At 45.2% G+C, this 21,747-nt stretch carries 17 protein-coding genes, 1 tRNA gene and 1 riboswitch; of the genes, 7 read left to right on the plus strand and 11 right to left on the minus strand.

Features of this window, described 5'->3' with window-relative positions:
- Positions 1-546 precede the first annotated feature (546 nt).
- A complete protein-coding gene (locus AC1DXF_RS12710) occupies positions 547-1,284 on the plus strand; it encodes a head GIN domain-containing protein (protein ID WP_477449111.1) in 738 nt (245 codons plus the stop codon).
- A gap of 144 nt (positions 1,285-1,428) precedes the next feature.
- Here the strand turns inward: AC1DXF_RS12710 and AC1DXF_RS12715 are convergent, their stop codons facing one another.
- Both AC1DXF_RS12715 and AC1DXF_RS12720 read right to left on the minus strand, forming a co-directional pair.
- Positions 1,429-2,154, minus strand: a complete 726-nt coding sequence (locus tag AC1DXF_RS12715) for a DUF2490 domain-containing protein (RefSeq protein WP_477449112.1) — start codon at positions 2,152-2,154, stop codon at positions 1,429-1,431.
- A gap of 41 nt (positions 2,155-2,195) precedes the next feature.
- Entirely contained in the window at positions 2,196-3,227 is a 1,032-nt protein-coding gene (locus AC1DXF_RS12720) for a hypothetical protein (protein WP_477449113.1), read from the minus strand.
- A 172-nt stretch (positions 3,228-3,399) separates the two neighbouring features.
- Here AC1DXF_RS12720 and AC1DXF_RS12725 point away from each other — a divergent pair, with 172 nt between their 5' ends.
- Complete coding sequence (locus tag AC1DXF_RS12725; protein ID WP_477449114.1) at positions 3,400-3,864, plus strand: DinB family protein; 465 nt, start codon at positions 3,400-3,402, stop codon at positions 3,862-3,864.
- Between the two features lie 21 nt (positions 3,865-3,885).
- Here the strand turns inward: AC1DXF_RS12725 and AC1DXF_RS12730 are convergent, their stop codons facing one another.
- From AC1DXF_RS12730 to AC1DXF_RS12755, 6 genes are read right to left on the minus strand one after another with little or no spacing between them, the layout of a single operon-like run.
- Positions 3,886-5,004: a hypothetical protein gene (locus AC1DXF_RS12730; protein WP_477449115.1), complete on the minus strand. Its 1,119-nt coding sequence runs from the start codon at positions 5,002-5,004 to the stop codon at positions 3,886-3,888.
- Entirely contained in the window at positions 4,985-6,667 is a 1,683-nt protein-coding gene (locus AC1DXF_RS12735) for an FAD-dependent oxidoreductase (RefSeq protein ID WP_477449116.1), read from the minus strand. Before AC1DXF_RS12735 ends, AC1DXF_RS12730 begins: the two co-directional genes overlap by 20 nt.
- Entirely contained in the window at positions 6,645-8,153 is a 1,509-nt protein-coding gene (locus AC1DXF_RS12740; protein ID WP_477449117.1) for a polyamine aminopropyltransferase, read from the minus strand. Before AC1DXF_RS12740 ends, AC1DXF_RS12735 begins: the two co-directional genes overlap by 23 nt.
- 5 nt (positions 8,154-8,158) lie before the next feature.
- Positions 8,159-8,344 carry a hypothetical protein gene (locus tag AC1DXF_RS12745; protein ID WP_477449118.1) on the minus strand — a complete coding sequence of 62 codons (186 nt, stop codon included), beginning with the start codon at positions 8,342-8,344 and terminating at the stop codon, positions 8,159-8,161.
- Positions 8,344-9,768 (minus strand): DUF4178 domain-containing protein, encoded by a 1,425-nt coding sequence (locus AC1DXF_RS12750; RefSeq protein ID WP_477449119.1) that lies wholly within the window; start codon positions 9,766-9,768, stop codon positions 8,344-8,346. Before AC1DXF_RS12750 ends, AC1DXF_RS12745 begins: the two co-directional genes overlap by 1 nt.
- Positions 9,768-10,121 carry an S-adenosylmethionine decarboxylase family protein gene (locus AC1DXF_RS12755; protein WP_477449120.1) on the minus strand — a complete coding sequence of 118 codons (354 nt, stop codon included), beginning with the start codon at positions 10,119-10,121 and terminating at the stop codon, positions 9,768-9,770. Before AC1DXF_RS12755 ends, AC1DXF_RS12750 begins: the two co-directional genes overlap by 1 nt.
- Before the next feature lie 356 nt (positions 10,122-10,477).
- A riboswitch (SAM riboswitch) is annotated at positions 10,478-10,591 on the plus strand.
- Between the two features lie 115 nt (positions 10,592-10,706).
- On the opposite strand from AC1DXF_RS12755, the gene AC1DXF_RS12760 reads away from it, so the two are divergent.
- The 5 genes from AC1DXF_RS12760 (at position 10,707) to AC1DXF_RS12780 (ending at position 17,456) form a co-directional block, all read left to right on the plus strand.
- The gene (locus AC1DXF_RS12760; protein ID WP_477449121.1) at positions 10,707-11,282 is read left to right on the plus strand and encodes a TlpA family protein disulfide reductase; all 576 of its coding nucleotides are present in this window, start codon (positions 10,707-10,709) and stop codon (positions 11,280-11,282) included.
- A 380-nt stretch (positions 11,283-11,662) separates the two neighbouring features.
- Positions 11,663-14,845, plus strand: a complete 3,183-nt coding sequence (locus tag AC1DXF_RS12765; protein ID WP_477449122.1) for a SusC/RagA family TonB-linked outer membrane protein — start codon at positions 11,663-11,665, stop codon at positions 14,843-14,845.
- A gap of 6 nt (positions 14,846-14,851) precedes the next feature.
- Positions 14,852-16,291, plus strand: coding sequence for a SusD/RagB family nutrient-binding outer membrane lipoprotein (locus tag AC1DXF_RS12770; RefSeq protein ID WP_477449123.1), 1,440 nt, complete (start codon positions 14,852-14,854; stop codon positions 16,289-16,291).
- Between the two features lie 126 nt (positions 16,292-16,417).
- Positions 16,418-16,490: transfer RNA gene (locus AC1DXF_RS12775), tRNA-Cys, on the plus strand.
- A 24-nt stretch (positions 16,491-16,514) separates the two neighbouring features.
- Positions 16,515-17,456, plus strand: a complete 942-nt coding sequence (locus AC1DXF_RS12780; protein ID WP_477449124.1) for a PIG-L family deacetylase — start codon at positions 16,515-16,517, stop codon at positions 17,454-17,456.
- A 7-nt stretch (positions 17,457-17,463) separates the two neighbouring features.
- Here the strand turns inward: AC1DXF_RS12780 and AC1DXF_RS12785 are convergent, their stop codons facing one another.
- The 3 genes from AC1DXF_RS12785 to AC1DXF_RS12795 form a co-directional block, all read right to left on the minus strand.
- Complete coding sequence (locus tag AC1DXF_RS12785) at positions 17,464-19,191, minus strand: glycosyltransferase family 39 protein (protein ID WP_477449125.1); 1,728 nt, start codon at positions 19,189-19,191, stop codon at positions 17,464-17,466.
- 181 nt (positions 19,192-19,372) lie between these two features.
- Positions 19,373-20,263: a BT_3987 domain-containing protein gene (locus AC1DXF_RS12790; protein ID WP_477449126.1), complete on the minus strand. Its 891-nt coding sequence runs from the start codon at positions 20,261-20,263 to the stop codon at positions 19,373-19,375.
- Positions 20,264-20,291: 28 nt separating this feature from the next.
- On the minus strand, positions 20,292-21,746 hold the full coding sequence (locus AC1DXF_RS12795) for a SusD/RagB family nutrient-binding outer membrane lipoprotein (protein ID WP_477449127.1): 1,455 nt from the start codon (positions 21,744-21,746) through the stop codon (positions 20,292-20,294).
- Position 21,747 lies beyond the last annotated feature (1 nt).

Below are 21,747 nucleotides of genomic sequence, written 5' to 3' on the forward strand. Positions count from 1 at the left end.
ACCTTCCACGATTTTTTGTGAACATCTATGCCTACAAAAATCTTTTGACCGCTAAAATCTAATTGTGTACCTTGTTTCATGAGTTCTTGTTTTAAAGTGTTTGTAACTGTTTTTCACAATTAATCTACAACCTTTTTTTCAAGAACTCTTTTTACTTACACTCAACCAATTTCATACATACAATCTATTCGCGAACTTTTCTATCGGYCATGCASAGCTGATAGATCCTTCGTWCCTCAGGATGACAGGGAAATTGKATATGTCATGGGTAGGWACGAAGCATCTATTSGCGAACTTTTCTATCGGTCATGCACAGCTGACAGATCCTTCGTTCCTCAGGATGACAGGAAAATTGGATAGGTAATGGATAGGTACGAAGGATAACAGAATAGATGAGTAAGAACAAAGCAATCGCGAACTGTACAGGTCCGCATTGCATCCTTGCGATTGCTCCGTTCCTTATAATGACATATTAAACTATTTCTTTCAAATCATGCAACCTCGCCAAATAACTTGCGTCATATAGCTACATAAGAGATAATTAAGATGAAAACATTAAGCAAAATATTACTGATTGCTGCTTTAATAACAGGTACTGCAGGCTATACAATTGCAAAAACAAATACCCCAACCGACGAGGTTACCCAAAACACAGAAGACCGTCACTTATCTGGTTTCACATCGGTAAGCGTCGCCGGTTCGTTTGACGTGGTTATTACCCAAGGATCAGCAGAATCTGTTAAGGTACAGGCGCCTTCTGATGTAATTAACCGCATTATTACCGAAGTTGAAGGCAGCACCCTTAAAATTTACACCAAAAATGATAACGACTGGCATCTTTTTGATGGCGGCCACAAAAAGATCATGATCTACGTTTCTATCAAAGAAGTGAACGGGGTGTCACTGTCAGGTTCGGGCGATGTATCATTCAGGGAAGGTTTGCGCGGAGGATCTTTTAAATTGAGGTTAACAGGTTCGGGGGATATAAACGGCAAACTTTGGGTGAAAAGTTTAGATGTAACCCTTGCTGGTTCGGGCGATATCAAAGTAAGCGGCAGCGCCGATAATTCAAACATCAGTGTAGCTGGTTCGGGCGATTACACCGCAAGAGATTTAACAACCAATACCGCCTCGGTACGCATAGCCGGCTCGGGCGATGCCAGGGTCAATGTAAGCCAGAAACTGGATGCATCGGTAGTAGGATCGGGCGATGTTTACTATACCGGCAGCGTTAAAAGTGTGAGCAGCTCTAAGATAGGAAGTGGCGATGTGAGCAGGATGTAGAGCCTCACCCAACCCTCTCCAAAGGAGAGGGCTTTTTGATTTGCATGGGGACTTAATAGAGAAAGCGATGAAATTGAACTCATCGCTTTTTTTATGAAACATTATTTTTAAAGTCCTCTCCTTTGGAGAGGATTTAGGTGAGGCTTAAAACCTCGTATAAAAAGCCAGCTGTGCTACGTGATTAATTGTGTACGCTTCGGCTTGTTTAATGTATTGGTTAAGGTAGCCGGTTTCCACATCAATCATTTTGTTAATGCGATAACCAATAGCTACATAGGCGCGGTTTTGGTCGAAAAAGTGTTTGTTTACCTTGTTTTTGTTTTGGATGTTTACAAATACTTCGTTCTGTAGGGCTACAAACGGCCCTTTCGCAAACACGGCCGAATCCTTTTTCAAGGGCACAATAGCCCGCGCAAAATATCTGAAGCGTTGTGCAAAATAATGGTCATTCTTGGTAGCGGCAGTATTACCCAAAAAACGCTGCTCCAAACGCAAACGGTGCGCCAGGTTAATGTTTTTGCTCAGTTTATGGGTATAAGTATATTGCTGCCAAATGCGGTGTTCCGGGCGAAAGGTTTGGTCGCCGGCAGTGGTGCGGCCATAGGTGGCTATGTAGGCATAACCCAAAGCGCCAACCTTATTTTTTGCGAAGTAGTAATTGGCCGATGGGCGCAGCAAAATATGTTTAAGGTAACTCAGCTCGTCATGTGAGCGCAGCTGCCCGTCAAACGAATAGCCCCAATGTTCGGATAGTTTTTGCGAGTGGAACACCGCAGCCCACGCCGAAAACTGGTTATCCTGCGCAAATAAACGGGCAGGTACAATAAACAATAACACAACAAAAATCACTAACTTTTTCTTCAACTGCATAGATGTATATTTATATAAAAAAATCAAAAACAAACCACTCACTAATCTTTTATCCTGATCAATGTTTTGCGGCCCAAATCAACGGTGATCCTGAAGGCCTCCTGGTTGCTCATCCTAAAACCAGGTGTTTGGTGCAGGCTCAAAATAAACTGCCCTTTTACACGGTTAAATAAAAAGGGTGTCCAGATGATGTCCATCCGGTTATACGTTTTCTTTTCAAACCACGAATCGCCGTACATAATCTCGTGTCCCTGGCCTTTGTAAAATTCATCAAATAAAGCAAAACGGTGATAGCTTAAATAAACATTGGCTACAAAGCCTGCAGGCTTTTGAAACCCGTCTACGCCACGCACCCGTTCTAACGACATCATGCCACCCGCTTCAATTGATAACGAATCCAGGAACGTTTTATGACTAAAGTCTAAACCTAACCTTATTTGCCCGGCTCCGTTATCCCTTATATTATCATCTGGATAGGTAATTTCGGCGCCGGCGTCATGCTCCAGCATAAAATAATGTGATACATAAAAAGGCCCTTTAACCGAAGGCTTGTACTTACCCGAAAAACCAAATAAAAACTGCTCCCTGTCGGTTTGGGTTTGGCGGCTTACCCAGTCAATCCAGCCGGTTTCGGTAAAGTGTTCGTTGTGCACACGCGCCAAAAGGCCCTCAATATTGGGACGGTAATAGCGCAGGGTATCGTTTAAAATGGCTCGTGGATAATCGTCAAGCAAACCTTCGCGGGGGAAGGCTCCGGCGTTAAACAACCAGCTTTTACCTGTAAAACTATAGTAAGCCACCGGGTTAACTTTTAAAAAGTAAGGTTTGGCGCCGAACTCGTGAATGCCATTGGCACCTACAATAAAGTGGTTTAAGCTATCAATGTTCCAGCCCAGATCGAGCTCGGTACGCATGCCGCTATAGGTGCGCGACCGGGGGATAAAAGCCTTGTATTCACGGTTATCCAAAAAGCCAAGGGCATTAAAATGAATATCGATGGTTTGTTCCTGGGCCAGGGCGGCGGTTGTAGTAACTATAGTGAAGATGACGAGTATGTAAATCTTTTTAATCATATCTTTTGATGTTGTAAATCAAGCGGTATTTAGCTAACGTAACAGAAGCCGCAAAGGTATAATAAAAGCCTAAACACCTAAAACTACACTATCACCATCAAGTAATTTGACAAAATATTACATCAAATCTTCATACTTTAGCCGCGCTATAAATCAACTAAAAGTAGCTCACATGCGTAAATCGATAGAAATTGTACTGAAACCGCGCCTCATGGTGCTTAATGCAATTAAAGACCTTACCCCCGACCTATTAAACCTGGTACCGCAGGGATTTAACAACAACATTATCTGGAACTTAGCACACATGATATCGGCGCAGCAGGGCATTTGCTATACCCGCGCGGGTTTGCCTATTGTTACCGAGGATAAATTTTATACCCCCTACCGCCCCGATACCAAACCCACTGATTTTGTAGGCGAAGAAGACATCGCTACCATCAAAGAGTTATTCATATCCACCATAGAACAACTGGAAACCGACCTGGATAAGGGCATCTTTACCAACTACCCTGCCTGGACCACCCGCTACGGCGCCGAGCTTGATTCGATAGATACGGCGGTGGCGTTTTTGCCTTTTCATGAGGGTTTGCATGCCGGGTATATCATGTCGTTAAAGAAGTTTATGCCGAAGGAGTAAGTTCAGGTGTCCGGATTATTTTTAATCCGGATACTCTTTATCGTAAAACACTGCTTTATTTCCATTATCCTGTTTCTTCATCTTCCAGATAAAGCCATCCAGTACGTAATGGGTGGATTGGGGTAAGGCCAGCAGGGGTACAATGAGCGCCAGCAGCATATCCCCGTTGATGGTTGGCAGCACGGCAAAGGGTTTGAAGACAGAGGCATGCTCCTTCCATACCAGGCCATCCCACAGGCCTTCTTCAAAATAGGCAAACAGGATAAGCAGGCCCACAAAAGATAATACACCATACCGGCTGAAGGTAATTTTAAGGAAAGTTGTTTTGGGTTTAGCCTCGCCGGTAAATTTCTTTTGCTCGTAAATCCATACCAAAGCCATATAGGGAATGCCGTGCGAAACCACGTTGAGGGTGGTAAAAGCCATATCGCCGTTGTAGTAAATGATGCCAAAATACCAGGATAAAAAAGTGCCAAAAACCACCAGGTTTTTGGGTAAATTAAACTGTTTTGTGGCAATAAAAATCCAGGTTTCTTTAAAAAAATATAAAACAATGGTGAGCAGGTAAACTACCTTGCAAACCATCAGGATGCTATCAAACCTGAACACCGCAAAATCGCCATCGACAAACCAGTTGAAGTTTTTTTTGTAGCCGGTAAAATGCCAGTACAATAAGGGGTAAATGGTAGCGATGTAAATGGCCGCGTTATCAATATACCTGCACACCCAACCCTGTTTTTCCTGGCGCGAGTAGATGCGCATAAAGCCGTACTGCTGCCTGATGAAGTGGAACACAGCCAGGTAGGCCAGTGCCCGCCAAAAATAAATGCCGCCTCCAACATACAGCATCACCCCGCCTATGTAGCAAAACAAGGGGATGGCCAATAGCAAATGCCGCTGTTGTTTAAAAGATACCGGGTTAAAATAAGTACGGTAAAGCGTGCTGTACACATGGGCTACATCTATCATCACAATAAGCACCACCCAGTATTGCAACGGCATCAGGCCTGAGTTTTTAAACTGCGCCGGGAACAGCGCCACAATGAGCAAGGCAATAAACGGCGGCGACAGGATAAAAATGCCATCTACAAGGCGGCTTTTTATCCATGGTTGTTTGATGTTAAGCCCTTGCATGTCCATTTATAACCTGTTTGGCAGCCCTGACGCCCTGGTGAAAAGCCTCTTCAAAAATAGAGACGCCGCTCAGGTCGGTATGGGCGAAAAAGATTCTGTCGGCTATGGGCGACCGGCCCTGCTGCCGGTTATCGCCCCAGATATAATTTACCGCCGGGCTGATCATGCCATGCCCCCACAGCCATAGTTCTACTTGCTCAATATCGGGTGTTATGCCGGGATGCATCTGCTCCATTTCGGGCAATACAATATCCATCCATTGTTCATAGGTGCGGGTGTAGGCCGCCAGCCGGGCCAGGCGGGGTTCCAGGTGGCAAAGGGGTAAATAGTAGGTAAGTACCTTTTGGGTTTCTACCACTTTCAGGTCCTGCTGGTTGGCATTTACGTATCCTACTGATGCCGTGTTGTAGGCCACATTATCCCAGCATAGCACCATGCCCTTGGCTGCCGAGGGTAATTTATTAACCGTAATATTGGCAATAAGCCAGGGCGAATAATGCAGCTTACTCACATCAAAGCCCGGCCTGGCAGTATTTTTTAATAGCTTTTGGTTAACGTACTGCGGCGATGCCATGATCACCTTATCTGCATAAATAACTGCGGATGTATTTTGTTTCAGGTTGAGCACCTTTACTGCCACCTTGCCACCTGCCGCTACCTGAACATCATAAGCCAGGTGGCCCGTTTTAATATGGTCTTTTACGGTTTCGCGCAGGCGTTTCATAAGCCAGCCATTACCCTCGGGCCAGGTAATTACGGCGTTTGGATCGGCGTTGGATGCCGTACCTTTGCGTGCCGAAAAATAGTGCAGTCCCGCCCAGGCGCTTACATTCTGGGCCACCGTGCCATAATCGTCCTTACAGCAATAGTTTAAATACCAGAGCAGGTAAGGCGAATTGAAACCGTTATCTTCCAGGTAATCTTTAAATGTAATCTTATCTAGCTTCCTGTAGGTATCATCAGCCGAACTATTATCTAACGGAATATCAAAAGCATACTTACCATCGTTGCCCTTCGCGTTTTTTAGCTGGGTAACCAGGGCAAAAAAGCGGATGATTTGCTTACGGTCGCTGTCGGCTACACCAAAATCGGGCACTATGCCTTCCTGCCAATGGCCATTTATCAATAGCCGCTCTTCGGGGTCAAAGCACAGGTAAAACTCGTTGTAAAAGGGCAGCCCTTTTTCGTCAAAATGGGTGATTACCTGGTGCTCCTGCAAAAAATCAACCAGCAGTTTATCTTCGTTATTTACAATGGGAATATAATGCGCACCTAAGGGATAGGCCGATACCTCATTCGCCCCGAAGTAAGCATTGCCGCCAACATGATCTTCCAGCTCCAGCAATTGAAAATCTGTTTCGCCCTGTTTTAACAGCCACCGCGCGGCCGATAGGCCCGAGATACCGCTGCCAATGATCAAGGTCTTAACCGTTTGTTGTGTTGTCGGCGCCGGCATAGGCAGTTTATCGCGCAGGGCATGGCCGGCTTTGGCATTGGGGCCGGCCAATTTGCCTTTAATATGGGCATACTCCGCTTTGCCCCCACTTAACTTACGGATGCAGCCGTTAAGCAATATGGCCCCGGTAACCAAACCCGCCTGCAAAATAAACGCGCGGCGACTGGTCGGCTTCATCCCGCTGCTGCGGCTATAAAACGGTCGACCACTCATCCTCAAAGTATTTTACCAGTATCTGGTTGTTCAGCTTGTTAACTTGCGCCGTTACCCTGGCCATATCCGCCGGAAAATATAACATCTGCTCCAAACAGGCTTTCGACATAAACCGCAGACCGGGCAAATAATGGCCGGGCACTTTATATACCGGCTTGGTCATGGCCATAATATAGCCCCACTCGCCAAACGAGGGCACATAGTTATGATAAGGTACAGTATGCAAGCCAACTGATTGCAGGGTTTTTTCTACCGTCCAGTATGATTTTGGCGCTACATAGGGCGATGTGGATTGTATTACCATAATGCCATCGGGGTTAAGCAAATGCTTTACAATGGCATAAAAAGTATTGGTATATAGTTTGCCAACCGAGTAATTGGAAGGATCGGGAAAATCGATAATAATGGCATCGTAAGTTTTATGCTGCGCCCGGGCCCATGAAAAGGCGTCGGCATTCATCACCGTTACTTTGGGCGATAACAACGACCGGCGGTTCAGCTTCAGCAGCATATCGTTGGTGCGAAACAGTTTGGTCATTTCCTTATCCAAATCAACCAAAGTAACGGTTTCAATCTGCGGATATTTTAAAATTTCGCGTACGGCAAGTCCGTCGCCGCCGCCCATTACCAAAATATTTTTGGCATCGGGCAGGGCTTGCAATACCGGGTGAATAAGCGCCTCGTGATACCTGTATTCATCAACCGAACTAAACTGTAAGTTACCGTTTAAAAACAAGCGCAGGTCGCGGCCTTTTTTGGTGATGATAATGCGCTGGTATGGCGTGCTTTTCGAAAAAATGATGGTATCGCTATACGTTAAACTTTCCGAGAAACTGGTGATGGTATTGGCATACACAAAACCAACCAACAAGGCCAGCATACTGATGATGGATGCGCTTTGCAGGTATTTTGCCCCCTTAATTTCGTGCCGGAAATTGATACAGGTTATTAAAGCCACCAGCACATTCAGCATACCAAACAGGTAGGCCGTGCGGACCAAACCCAGGTAAGGGATAAGCAACAACGGGAATACCAACGAGGCTATTAAAGCGCCGATATAATCAAAAGTGAACACCTTTGATACCAGGTCTTTAAACTCAAACCGATTTTGCAAAATACGCATCAGCAGCGGAATCTCCAGGCCAACGAGGATGCCGGTAAGGGATATCAACCCATATAAAATAATACGGAACGAGCTCACATTCTCAAACACTAAAAACAGGATTGATGAGCTTGTACCACCCACCAGGCCAACCAGTATTTCGATGCGGATAAACCAGGCCAGCAGGTTTTTATCAAAGTATTTGGATACCCATGAGCCCAGCCCCATCGAAAACAGATAAACCCCGATAATGGTAGAAAACTGGGTAACCGAATCGCCCAGCAGGTAGCTGGCCAGTGTACCTGCTATCAGTTCATAAATAAGTCCGCAGGTGGCAATAATAAAAACCGATACGAGTAAAAGAACGGGAAGTTTTTTGTTCATGGCTGTTATTTATGATAAAACCTAACCCCGTAACCCGAGTGCGCTACCGGCCCGTTGTAACCCGCGTTCCGCTGTACCTCGTTACTTTCCCAAAAAGCTAAGCCATCAAAAGCCGCGTATGAATAATAGCCTACAATGGCTGCCACAATGGCTATGTATATAGCGTTTGATTTCATGGTTCCTGTTTTCATTATTCGTCATCTTTTTGATAGGGTGAAAAATCGCTGTTCATCCAGCGGTTTGTTTCAAATTTGCGCATCCGGTACCAGCAGTATAAAGGATAAAGGCAAAGCAGCAGCAGCGTAACCAATACATTGCGCCATAGGGTAACACTTTCGGTAACTTTAACAGATAGTGATGAAACATCCTTTGTGCCCGCATAAGGGTAAATATTGATGTGGTATTTGCCCACCGGAATTTCTGATAACAGCACGGTTTGGGTATAAGAACCTTCTGACCAGCTTTCGCCATCCTCATAACCATGATAGTATTCAATATCTTTTGAGAGACTCCAGGTTTGGTTATCTTTTTCGCATACCAGTTCGACCGTTGCCGATAGCCAGTTGTTATCAACCTGCGAGCCCAGCTCAAACTCTACCGGCACAGGCCCATCGGGTATTGTAAATGTGGGTGTTTTAAAGGACTTAAACTCATAATTGCCATTAGCGTCGGGGGCAAATGAGTTTAAGGAATCAACCGGCACAGCCCCTGCAATGTTTCTTAACGAATCGATCGCGGTACTTACATGCTTTGAAGTATCCGGCATATGGGGCGGCATGGCCAATGCATATGTGTCAGATAGCAATACCTTTTCGGGCCTTAGCCAGATAACCGAGAGTTGCACCAGCAGGAACACAACCGCGGCAACGCCACTTATTTTATAAGCGGCCAGCCACCTGGCTTTATGTTTTGATGGCTGGTTTGCACCGATGCCGATTTTTTCGGGAAAGCTTTCAACAGGGATATTAAAAGCCGCCGCTATTTCCGCCTCTTCCAGGTATTCGCCCAGGTACCAATCGGTAACGTGCTTTTTGATGTTCTCCTCGCTGGTGAGCATATAAGGGGGATCTATGAACTCTTTAGCCCTTAATTTTTCGGAGGATATATCCCAGTCGAACTCACCTATCATAGCCGTTATAACCGGGGTATATGCGTTATATTTAAGATAGGTATTACCCTCATACTCTGCCTCGTTGCCATAAATACTATTTACGCTTGCCAAATCCGGGTAAAAATTGGCGCCGGCAATCAAGCTCCAATGGCCATCATACTCCGATAAAAAGGCATAGCCTTTGGCGTAATTGTATAGCATGTATTCGCGCCACTCGTACCTGGTTGACCCCTCCTTCTTTTCAAGGTAAGCAATCAATTTGTACTCTATCCCTTTTAATGTACCGGTAGTGCCTAAAGGCATAACAGGCTTAAATTTTAAAACGTGAATTTTCTCTTCAACATAAGGCCTGCCCGCATCATTAAAAAGCAGGTAAGACCGGCATTGAGGACAAACCACGGCTTCGCAGCCTGCCTGATCATAAAGCGTAATACTATGTTGACAAGCGGGACAAACAAGCTCACTCGAAAACGGAAAAGCTTTGGGATTTAACGTGGCTGCCATTACCTTTTAATTTCGTTTTTTTGCATCTCGGTACCTTCAAAAAAAGCTATAACCCCCTGGTAAATGGCACGTGCTTTATCATCATTCTCTTTTTGATAATTGGATAAAAACACATCAAAAGTGGCCATAGCATATTCGGGCCAGGTATGGATAGACATGTGCGATTCGGTTAAGCAAACCATAGCGGTAAAACCACCGCCATCAAAATCGTGGTAAACTTCGCCAACTTTGGTTAGCTGATAGGTAGCGATGAGCTGATCAAACAACTGCCTGCAGGGGGCGCTTGATTGTAACAGGTTAGGTTTATCTGTACTGAATTCAGATAATAAATGTAATCCGGGTTTATAAGGCATCAAGGTTATTCATTTTCGGGAATAAATATATAAAAATTATTTGATGGGGATGGGCTAAAAACGCACACCGGAGACGACTCACCCCGACGAGGCCACGCCCGTCGCCCCTCTCTCCACTTCGCGCATAGAGGGGCAAAAAATTGTTTTTCTTTCCTCAACCCTCTTTGTGGCGTCAGCCGGAGAGAGGGTGGCCCAGCGCAGCGGCGGCCCGGTGAGTCGTAGCCAGCGTTCAACGCCAGCGCGTTTTATACACCCAATTTCCCCCCTTCTTTATTTCATGACAATTTAATTATACAATATCTATGTATTTAGTAGAATATATTTATACATTTGCATCGTTAAACAGTTCTTTAATTTAATTATCAAGAAAGACGGAGGGAAAGGCCCTATGATGTCTTAGCAACCTGTAACCCAATTGTTAAAAAAAGGTGCTAATTCCTGTCTGCTTTTATCAGCAGAAAAGATAATGTATGCCAATTTGTACGCAGCCAGGGGCTGTATGCAGTATCACTATCATCCCAATTTCTTGTTTAATTAAATTCATAAACTTTTACACCGCATCAAACACGGTTAAAAAATACAGCTATGAAAATTAAACATCTACTAATCATTACCTGCTCGTTATTAATTACCGGCTATTTCGCCCATGCACAAACCGCACCGCCGGCTCCTCTGCCTACATCAACAGATCGTGGTTATATTGTTAAAACCGGCGACCAGGCACCCGATGATTTTAAACTGGTGCTGGCCGATGGCACCCAAACGTCATTAAAGCAACTCAAGGGCAAAGTAGTTATCCTGCAGTTTACCGCAAGCTGGTGCAGCGTATGCCGCCAGGAAATGCCCCATCTTGAAAAAGAAGTCTGGCAGGCCTACAAAAACAAAGGCCTGGTGCTTATCGGGGTCGACAGGGATGAGCCGCTTGAAAAAGTGCAGCATTTTCAGCAGGAAATGAACATCAGCTACCCCTTGGCGCTTGATCCGGGCGCTGATATTTTTGGGCGCTTTGCCAATAAAAAAAGCGGCGTAACCCGCAATGTGGTTATTGATAAAGATGGTAAAATAGTTTACCTCACCCGCCTTTATGATACCCAGGAATTTGCATCGATGCTCAAAGCTGTCGACGCCCTGGTAAACAACAAAACCACATCTGTAAAATAAAGCTTAAAGCACAATGCCTAAAGCTAAAAGCTAAATTGAGTTCACCCTGCATCTACACTGACCCTGTTATCTTCTATATCTAAAATTGTTATGAAAACAACAAGAACACCTTTACAAAACGCACACCCTACCAACAAATGTGTATTCCTTTCCTCCGCTCCTGTCCATAATTATATGCAGGGTATGCGTTGTTGCTGTTAACTCAACGGCAGCGGTTATTTGCAGGCCCATTGTTTTAGCTGGCGTCCTTTGCTTATAACCAACACTATCAAAATTAATTTACCGGTATTTTAAAACATACAGCAGGGCATTGCCATACCCAAAAACGCTGCTATCTGGCTTTGCTATGCCGGCAATAAAACTATTAATCAATAATCGTCATGTTTAAAAATTACAAAATTTTACTGGCAATCCTGTTGCCCTTTTTCCTCATCCAAACAGTTGCGGCGCAATCTGTTAAAATAAGCGGTGTGGTAACCGCCAAATCCGATGGTTTGCCTTTGCCCGGTGTAAGCGTAGCTGTTAAGGGTACCGCAAATGGCGTGCAAACTACAACTGATGGTAAGTTTAGCCTTAACGCCAATGTTAATGATGTACTTAAAATCTCCTACATAGGTTTTGCATCGCAGGAAATTACGGTTAAACAGAGTGAAACCGGTTTACAAATTGTGCTGCAGGAAGCAGCCAACTCACTTAACGAAGTGGTGATCACCGCACTCAATATCTCCAAGGATAAAAAGACCCTGGGCTATGCAGTACAAGGCCTGAAGTCAAAAGATATTTCCGAGGCTAAGGAAAGCAACCTGGTAAATGCCCTGGCCGGTAAAATTGCCGGTGTTACAGTTACCAACAGCCAGGGTGATATGGGTTCGTCACGCATCATTATCCGCGGGGAAACTTCTATCGCTGGCTTTAACCAGCCACTTTTTGTTGTTGATGGTGTTTTTATCGACAATCAGCAATTTTTGGGCACCAATGGTTCAAGGGATTTTTCCAATGGCATAGCCGATCTTAATCCCGAAGATATTGAATCTTTAACTGTATTAAAGGGGCCAAACGCGGCCGCTCTTTATGGTTATCGCGCCGCGGCAGGTGTTATCCTCATTAAAACCAAAACAGGCAGGGGCGCTAAAGGGTTGGGTGTAACCATTAACTCAAACACCAGCTTTGCCAGTGTAAACATTTTGCCCGATTATCAAAACGAATATGGCCAGGGATCAAACGGGAAGTTTAGCTATGTAGATGGCAAGGGCGGGGGCGTTAACGATGGTGTTGACGAAAGCTGGGGACCTGCATTAGACGGAACACTTATCCCGCAGTTTTACTCAAACGGCCAGGCGGTTCCTTTTGTGGCCCATCCTGATAATGTTAAGGATTTTTTTAAAACCGGTGTTACGCTCAATAACGGCATTGCCTTAGCGGGCGGTACCGATAAGGCCGATTATCGCCTGTCATACAATAACCTGCATCAAACCGGCATTATCCCTAACACATCGCAAGGCCGCAACACGTTCGCGCTCAATTCTACTTTTAAGCTTAGCCCCAAATTAACGGTAACTACAATTGCAAATTATATTAAGGACGATGCCGATAATCTGCCCGGCGCGGGCGGCAGGCGGGCAACCAGTACCATGCTGCAATTCACATGGTTTGGCCGCCAGGTTGATATTAACCAGTTAAAAAACTATAAAGATGCCAACGGCAATACCTTTAACTGGAATAACAGCTATTACAGCAACCCTTACTGGCTGGCTTATGAAAACACCGTAGGGCAACACAAAAATCGTTTAATCGGTAGTGTGGAATTGAATTATAAGATCGTCGACGGCTTATCGGCCAACTTCCGTACAGGTACAGATTACTATACCGACCGCCGCAAGATAAAAATAGCCTATGGCACCAATGGCACACCGTTCGGATCATACGAGGAGGATGCATACACCTTCAATGAAACCAATACCGAGGGACGGTTGCAATACACCAGGAAGTTAAACAGCGATTTCTCCTTAGATTTGATGGGCGGTGGCAACATCAGCACGCAGCAAACCGAACAAAACGACCAGATCGCGCCTAAACTGGCCGTAGCCGGCTTATATACCTTAAGCAATTCCCGCGATCCGCTGGTGTCATTAAATAATTTTTACAAGTATAAAATATACAGCTATTTTGCATCTGCCCAGTTAGGGTACAAAAACTACGCGTTTTTAAACGTAACCGCCCGTAATGATTGGTCGTCTACCCTGCCAAGGGCAAGCCTATCCTACTTTTACCCTTCGGTGAATGGAAGTTTAGTGCTTTCAGAAGCGCTTGATATTAGGAGTGATGTACTTACATATTTAAAATTGAGGGGCGGATGGTCAAAAGTGGGTAAGCCCGGCACACCTTACCAGCTTATCAATACGTATAATTTTACTGCGCCATTTGGTGCAAACCCGCAACAAAACCTGAGCAGTATTGATCTTAACCCAAACCTGAAGCCAGAAATTACCACATCCGGAGAAGCAGGCTTTGAGGTAGGCTTTTTCCAGGACAGGTTACATTTAGATGTAAGTGTTTACAATACCAACAGTATTAACCAAATAGTTAATGTTGATGTAAGCCCGACTACAGGCTACAGCCAAAAACTGATCAATGGCGGCCGTATCAATAACAAAGGCGTTGAAGTACAGCTGGGAATTACACCCATAAAATCAAAAGATTTTACCTGGGATATTACCACCAACTACTCGCTTAACCGCAGTAAGGTAGCCAAGCTTGATGATGAGGGCCGCCTGCAAAGCATCATATTAGGCACCGACCGTACCGTACAGGTATTAGCAGCGCTTGGCCGGCCTTACGGTACTTTATATGGCAATGCCTACACCCGCGACGCTTCGGGCCAAATTGTGATAGGAGCCAATGGTACACCGGTTATTAACCCAACCAAACAGTACCTTGGTAAATTTACCCCCAACTGGCTGGGTAGCATCAACAACAGCTTTACCTATAAAGGCATAAACCTGGGCTTTTTGGTTGATGCCAGGTTTGGCGGTTCTATTTATTCAAACACCAATCGTACAGGCACCTATACCGGCGTACTGGCATCTACCTTGCCGGGGCGTGGCGCCGCAAACGGTGGCATAAGCTATTATTACCCGGGCAACAATGCATCTGCCGGCGCGGTACAGGTAACAGGCAGCGCCCCTGCAGGTGTAACTGTTTACAATGACGGGATGATTTTTAAAGGCGTAAAGGCCGATGGCACAGCTAATACCACCATATTGCCTGCCCAATCCTATTACAAAGGATTTACTAATGTTGATGAAGCTTTTGTTTACGATGCATCGTACATTAAACTGCGCGAGGTTAAATTGGGCTATACCTTCCCGTCACGCTGGGTAAAGAGTGTCGGCCTGCAATCGGCAACATTATCTTTAGTTGGCCGCAACCTGTGGATCATCCATAAAAACGCGCCAAACATCGATCCTGAAACTGCTTTTAATACAGGCAATGGCCAGGGTTTAGAAGATCTGACCCTGCCAACTGTACGCAACATTGGCTTTAACATTAACCTTAAATTTTAATTTACCATGAAACTTAAATATACAACCATCATATTATCAGGCGCACTGTTGTTATCGGCAACATCGTGCAAAAACGAACTGGTAGATATCAACAAAAACCCCAATAGCTCACAAACCGCGCAGCCCGATTACCTGCTAACCGCGGCCAGCAAAGTTACTGCCGATACCTACTGGGGTACAGCCAACAACATGGATGCCAGTTTGCTATTTGTTCAATACTGGGCCAAAATACAATATACCGATCCCGACAGGTATATATACAGCAACAGCGCTTTCCAGGAGCTATGGACGGTAGGTTACTCAAAAAGTATAGTTAACCTTAACCAGATCATTAAACTGGGTGACGCGCAGGGCAATACCAATTACAAAGGCGTGGCGCTGGTGCTGCGCTCCTGGGTATTTACTTTGCTTACCGAAGCTTATGGCAATATCCCTTATAAACAGGCTACCAATATAAATCAGTACCTTACCCCTGCTTATGATACCCAAAAGGATGTTTATTTTGCCCTCCTTGATGATTTAAAAACGGCACAAACCGCGCTTGACCCATCGGGCAAAGCCATTGCCGGCGATGTTATTTATGGCAACAATATAGCCCTGTGGAAAAAGTTTGCCAACTCGTTGCGCCTGCGCATTGCCTTGCGCATTGCCGATAGGGAGCCTGCAAAAGCCAAACAGGTTTTGGCCGATATACAGGCCGAGGGTGGCGCCTTTATCAGCGCCAATGCCGAAACAGCACAATTCACTTATTTAGATTCGCCCAACCAGAACCCAATCAGCAATTTGTTTGATACCAGGGACGATTACCGCATCAGCAAAACTATTGTTGATAAACTTTTTGCGCTTAACGACCCGCGCCTGCCTGTATACGCCAGCAAAACCAAGGATACCACGCCGCAAACCTATGTGGGCATACCCAACGGCCTGCTGGTTGGCGATGCCAGTAACCTGGGCTTTACCAAAACATCAAAACCGGGCGCTTACTTTTTAGCGCCGCATGCACCGGCGGTGATCATCAGCTATGCCGAAACCCTGTTTGACCAGGCCGAAGCTGTGGCACGCGGCTTTATTACCGGCGACGCGGCAGGTTTATACAAACAGGCGGTAACAGCTTCATTAAAACAATATGGCATTGCCGATGCGGCTATTGCTACCTATACCGCGCTGCCGGCCGTGCAATACGATGCTACCAATTACAAAAAATCAATTGGCGAGCAAAAGTGGATAGCCCTTTTTGGCCAGGGTCTGGAAGCTTTTACCGAATGGCGCAGGCTTGATTATCCGCAGCTGCAACCTGCCGTGGCAGGAACTTTAAGCGGTAAGCTGCCGGTCCGGTTTATATACCCGGGAACCGAGCAATCACTTAACGGCGCCAGCTACAGCGCTGCCGTAGCCAGCCAGGGTGCCGATGTACTGACCACCAAATTATGGTTTGATGTAAATTAAAAATAATTAGCGGCCATGTATTGGGGTAACACCCGGCATGGCCGTTTTTAAAGCCGAAAGCAGAATGCTAAAAGCTTAAAGCTAACTGGCTTTTATTGAAATTAATAGATGGGCTTTATACAAAAAGGCGGAGTGGCCGAGTGGTTCAGGCGGGGGTCTGCAAAACCCTTTACGGTGGTTCGAATCCACCCTCACGCCTCCGGGTTTAACTTTAAAATAGGCGATGAAAAAGCTGGCTGTACTATTAACTGTTGTATTTTATTGGGGAGAATTAAAACAGGGCAACGCCCAGGCTACAGCTGTAGGGCCGCGTGTACTGGTAGTTATGGCGCATCCCGATGATGAGAGTACATTTTCGGTAACGTTATACAAAATTGCCAAAGAGCAGCATGGTATTGTAGATTTGTTTGTAATAACCAACGGCGAGGCCGGTTACAAATACGCAACGCTTGCCGAAAGCTATTATGGACTTGAACTTACCGACGAGAAAACCGGCCGTGCCAACCTGCCGCGCATCCGCAAGCGCGAACTGGTAAACGCAGGCCATATTTTGGGCGTAAACAATTATTATTTCATCGATCAAAAAGATGCCCACTATACCTTAAACGAAAAGGAACCGCTTGATACCAGCTGGAATGTTAATACCGTAAACAACCGCTTACACCAGGTTTTAACAAACAACCATTACGATTTTATATTTACCCTATTGCCCGAGGCCGACACCCACGGCGCCCATAAAGCCGCCGCCCTGATTGCCTTAAATGCAATAGCAACATTGCCGGCCAATAACAGGCCTGTTATTTTAGGCGCGGCAACCTGCAACAAGGCCGATACTGTTACCCGGTTCAAGGGCTACAGCAGTTATGCGCAAACCATACCGTTGACGGATACGGCAAATTTTAAGGTAGACCGCACAGCATCCTTCAGCTACAAAAACAGGGTAAATTACAAAGTGATAGCCAACTGGGAAATTGCCGAGCACAAATCGCAAGGCGTTACCCAAATGACCATGAACAACGGCGATGTGGAAGATTTCTGGTATTTCGCGGTAAATGGCAAAGCCGGCTTACAAAAAACAAAGGCCTTGTTCCGGGCGCTTAGTTATACGCCCTATCTGCCCAAAACTTACCAGGATACCAATCCGGTGTATTCAAAATCTAAGTAATCTGTGGTTATCTTACCGTATAACTTATCGCCTTGCTGTTGCGCCCGCCGTTAAACGGATCGGTAAGTAACGAAAATACCAGCTGGTACTTACCCGGCCTGGTTGGTGCCGTTACGTTAAACTTAAAGTGGGTTGTTTCGCCAGGTTTAAGGCTGATGTTATAAAAGCTGTTGTCGGCCCTTTGGCTGCTGAATACGTCGGTATCTACAATAAAGCTGGCTTCGAAAATAACCTGGTGCCGCTGGCCTTTGTTGCTGAAACTAACAGGCACCTTGTAGGGGTTTTTAAACGTAAGATTGAATTCTTTTTGCTGGCCGGGGGCTACAGTTTCTTCTTTCTCAGTGGTTTCAAATTCTATTTTCTGGTAGGTGCGCACATCATCTACCCAGCCGCCATACCAGTTGCCCGCAGGAGTATTAATAGTATCAGTACTAAAACCCGGCTGAGGATGCTCTAATACATAATACGCGCGTTTGTGCTGCAGGCTGTCTTCTATCGGCCAAAACTCGTACTGTGTACGACGGTAATAGCGTGGGTCGTAATCAAAGCCCTTTAAGGTATTATTGTAAAAATTATATTTTGATGGGTTTTGGAAGCCCTCGTTAAAAATAACATAGTTATCGCCCGCTTTATCATGCACCAGTTTTGCCCAATCTTTAAAATCGTAAAAAATCCTCAGCGCGTGCATTTGTTTCAGAACAGGCAGGCCGGTTATAATCAGCAGCCTTACAAAAACAATCAGCCCGATATTAATCATCGCCAAACGATTAAACCAGGCTGGTTTGCCACCCGGCTGCGTAAAATGGATTAGCGCCAGCATGCACAGCGGCACGTAGGCTATAAGCGTCCAATGCAACTGCACCTCGCCCTTAAACGATGTAAGGAAAAAAAACGACAGGATGCCAATACTATTTACCAGCAGCACCCTGGTGAAAGCATCTTTTATACGCAAGGTAAAGCCTTTGTAAAACACCAACCATCCAATTAAAGGACCGGCCATCAGCAATTGTCCTAATGGATAGTTATAGGAAAATGACAGATCATAGGGCTTGTCTGCCCGCTCGGACAGGTGGTAGCTTATTGAGGGATATTCGTGATTAACCTGCCATAAAATATGGGGGATATACAACGCCAGCGCCAACACCATAATGCCATAAAACGAAGCCCGTTTAAACAGTTTGGGGCTTGCTATAACGGTACAGCCCAATAGTAATATGCCATGATATTTACTGTACAATAAACACGCGGCAATAATGCCCAATATCAGCGCCAGCCTCCAGCTGTCCTGTTCAAGGTATTGCTGTAAAAAAAACAGGAATAGTACCGTAAAAATAAGCAGCGGCGCATCGGGCGTGGTAATAAAGCCATAAATATGAAACACAAAAATACCGGATACTACCAGGATAAATGTAAATGCATCTACCCTATATTTCTTAAGCGTGAGCCAGATAAACCAAAGTGATAAACTGCTGCATATAACGGTAAGCAGCCTCAGGCCAAAACTGTTATGGATTAATCCGTAGCCCGCGCGGATAAACACAGCCACCATCGGCGGGTGATCATAATAGCCCCAATCCATAAAGCGCGAGTAAAGCCAGTAATAGGCCTCATCGGCGTGCACCTCCAGCGTGGCGGCTTGCAGGATGTTCAGGGCCGTCCAACACAATAAAAAATAAATAATAAGCTTGTTTTGCTTACCGGTGGCCTGTACATTATTTATGGCGGTATCCTGCATCAGCTGCTATTTTATTTGATAGCGTAAAGGTATAATAAAACGGGTAAGGTGAAAAACACCTGGCAGGGTAGCTGATTTTTACGCTATGGATTAAAGGACAAAAAACGGCGCAAAATCTCCCCAAAATAAAAAAGGACTACCCAAACCGGGCAGCCCTTTTAATTAACTATAGAACAAGGTTTTATTTATGAGCAATATCTTCCTGGATAACACGATAACCGCCGCCACCAAGGTACCGGTAGTTTAAGTGGAAGGTTTTAGTTGCCGGGTCATAAGTGTTGGTTAAACCGGGAACTGCTTCCAACGGCTGAGTTGCGCTTACATTACCGGTTACTGTTACATTATTGGTAGCCTCGTTAATGGTAAGGGTCATACTACCACCTAAGTCGGCAAGTTCAGTACTTACAGCAGTAGGGCCGGCCGTGGTCAAAGTTTTATCACGATCAATAGCTCTGTCATTAGCATCATTAGGGTGATCGAAATTACCAGTTGAGTGATACTCGCCATCGTACTTGTTTTTAATAGCAAAAAATGCATATAGCGTATCTTTGCTTGCCGCATGAATACTCAAACTGCCAGCGCTTGTTATTTTGTATGCAACCGCGTATTTAATGCTCAAATCCCATTTACTTCCGTCAAGTTTTATAGTAAAGTACTTTTGAAAGTCGCCTGGAGCAAAATTGAATGACAATTTACCATCAGCAGCTGCGGTAACCCCGGCAGCGCTTATAGTATACAATGACTTTGGCAGTAGTTCATACTCTGTGTCATTATCCTGGTTGTATTTGTCAATAGCTGCAGGAAGAGGTGTTAAAACAATAGTTTGTGATTTTTGCAATTCAGCAGGGCTTGCAGCATCTTTCTTCATAGCAAAAACGTCAATAGCTTTTACTGTTGTAAAAGGGTCAAAATACAAATTTTGTTCAAGCCCGTTTGGAAATCCGATGTATGATTTTCCTGCCGTTGGGTTCTCATTTGATAAATCGCCCGCCGGCACCTTACGGCAGGCAGAAAACAATACCAAAACAGAGCAGGCAAGAAGAATATGATTTAAAAATTTATTCCTTTTCATGTCTTTTTTTATTAATAGTTACAATTGATTAGTCTACATCCCACCATACGTGAGCGTCCTGGCTGTCGCCGCCTGTAAGCCTGGCAACCGCGGCCTTAACGTTCTTTTCGTTTGAGCTATACTCGTTCGGCGTATAAACAAAGCGGCTTACGATCTTTTTAGAAGCATTAACAGCATCCGGCGCAGGGTTCAACGCAGGGTAACCTTTTGGATTAACGAGACTGGTAGTAGCCGACTTTCTCCAGATATTCCATGCCTGGTGGCCATCAGGATAACTTGCAATCCACCTTTGAATAGTAATGTTTGCAATGGTTGGAGGTACGTTGGCAATATAAGATGTGGTTGCCTCTCCTAAGCCCCATTGCGCGTTTGAGGCCTTGATGCCATTTTTGTAAAGGTCTATTAGTGCAATTTTTTCAGTACCGGTAGCCCATCCTAAAAGTGCAGCCTCTGCCCTTGCAAGGTAAACTTCACCCGCAGTAATAATGGTTGCGGTACCTGCAGCTGTACGGAAGTCGCCACGCAATACACGTGCCCAATTCGGGTTAGCTTCAATAAAGGCCAGCACGTTGTTACGGGCCAAGCCGTAAGGAACACCGATATCAGATGGGTCAGCGTTGCCGTTTAACTCGCTTTTACCGCCGTAAACACTAAGCCGGGTATCATTAAGCCCTTTTAGTATATTGGTCATCGTAGCCGATTCTGCAAAATCTTTACGGCCATCGTACAGGTTATACCAAGGGCTTTTGAAACTACCACCAGGAAAGTTTACTTCCATATTTTGGCTGTTTTGTTCGATAACGCCAGCTGAAATTGCCTCTTTAACAGCGGTTGCGGCATAGCCGCCGGCAGCCGGAACAATTTTTGATAGTTGCAGGGCAGCCAACAATTTAATGGAGTTTGCTGCGCGTTTCCATGAGGCAACGTCGCCATTGTAAATTACATCGCCAGCTAATGACGAGCCGTCAAGCTCGGCCTGTGCAGATGTTAGGGTCGCTATAATACCCTTATAAATAGTCTCCTGCGTATCATATTTTGGTTGAATAGCATCCAATCCCTTTAAGGCGTCGCTATACGGAACGTCTCCCCACGAATCGGTTATTACCCAATATATATACTGTTGCAAAATCTTAGCCACTGCAGTTGAAGCCTTGCTTTGGTTAAGGTTAATGATATTCTGCAAATCATACAAGGTACCCGAATAATAACCGCTAAACTCATTTTGCGGCAGTGTATATAACGATGTACCGGAATATTGGGTTTCTGTAAAATACTGGGCATACTGGCCGCCTGCTATAGCGGGTGTACCTGTTGTTGACAGACCTGTGATACTCACTTCAGCATTTGTCAACAGGGCAGATATGATCGGCTTTGTTGTTTGAGTTGGGTTTTGGTTAACGTCACCAAAGTCTTTCAACTTATTACAGCCCGTTCCTAACCAAACAAACGCGGCTGTCAGTGTATAAATATATCTCTTTTTCATT

The organism is Mucilaginibacter sp. P2_A5, from assembly GCF_056404995.1.